The following is a 1037-nucleotide window of genomic DNA, read 5'->3' on the forward strand; positions in this document are numbered from 1 at the left end:
TTAGAAAGTAATATGAATGGCACTAACTATGATCGTATCGAACTACAACCTAAATTCGAACTACAACCTAAATTTGGGAAACAAAGACCGATTACGTATATAGCCGATTTCTCTTTGTGGAAGGAAGGGAAACTGGTTGAAGTTATAGACGTTAAAGGTAAGGCGACTGAAGTTGCCAACATCAAAGCGAAGATATTCAGATATCAGTATAGAGATGTGAATTTAACGTGGATATGTAAAGCGCCTAAATACACAGGTCAAGAATGGATGGTATATGAGGACTTAGTGAAAGTCAGACGTAAAAGAAAAAGAGAAATGAAGTGATTTAATGCAACAACAAGCATATATAAATGCAACGATTGATATAAGAATACCTACAGAAGTTGAATATCATCATTTCGATGATGTGGATGATGAAAAAGATATGCTAGCAAAGCGCTTAGATGACAATCCGGATGAATTACTAAAGTATGACAACATAACAATAAGACATGCATATATAGAGGTGGAATAAATGAGTATCGTAAAGATTAACGGTAAACCATATAAATTTACCGAACATGAAAATGAATTGATAAAAAAGAACGGTTTAACTCCAGGAATGGTTGCGAAAAGAGTACGAGGTGGCTGGGCGTTGTTAGAAGCCTTAAACGCACCTTATGGCATGCGCCTAGCTGAGTATAAAGAAATCGTGTTATCCAAAATTATGGAACGAGAGAGCAAAGAACGCGCAATGGCTAGGCAACGACGCAAAGAGGCCGAGCTAAGAAGAAAGAAGCCACATTTGTTTAATGTACCACAGAAACATTCACGTGATCCGTACTGGTTCGATGTTACTTATGACCAAATGTTTGCGAAATGGCAGGAAGCATAAATGCCAAAAACAGATAACGCACGCAAAGAATACTTAAACCAATTTTTCGGCTCTAAGAGATATCTGTATCAGGATAACGAAGGAGTGGCACATATCCATGTAGTAAACGGCACTTATTACTTTCACGGACATATCGTACCAGGTTGGCAAGGCGTGAAAAAGA

At 37.8% G+C, this 1037-nt stretch carries 4 protein-coding genes; all 4 read left to right on the top strand.

The features are described from left to right. The coding region (locus HMPREF3247_RS08815; protein WP_070866231.1) for a DUF1064 domain-containing protein at positions 1–324 on the top strand (324 nt) is incomplete at its 5' end. Between the two features lie 4 nt (positions 325–328). Further along, positions 329–514, top strand: coding sequence for a DUF3113 family protein (locus tag HMPREF3247_RS08820; RefSeq protein ID WP_001187234.1), 186 nt, complete (start codon positions 329–331; stop codon positions 512–514). After that, the gene (locus HMPREF3247_RS08825; RefSeq protein WP_031782763.1) at positions 515–874 is read left to right on the top strand and encodes an SA1788 family PVL leukocidin-associated protein; all 360 of its coding nucleotides are present in this window, start codon (positions 515–517) and stop codon (positions 872–874) included. Beyond that, positions 875–1037 (top strand): SAV1978 family virulence-associated passenger protein (locus HMPREF3247_RS08830; protein ID WP_070866232.1); only part of this gene is annotated, 163 nt, incomplete at its 3' end. It lies immediately after the preceding gene.

It is taken from the genome of Staphylococcus sp. HMSC36A10, assembly GCF_001838845.1.
In the GTDB taxonomy this organism is placed as follows: Bacteria; Bacillota; Bacilli; order Staphylococcales; family Staphylococcaceae; genus Staphylococcus; species Staphylococcus aureus.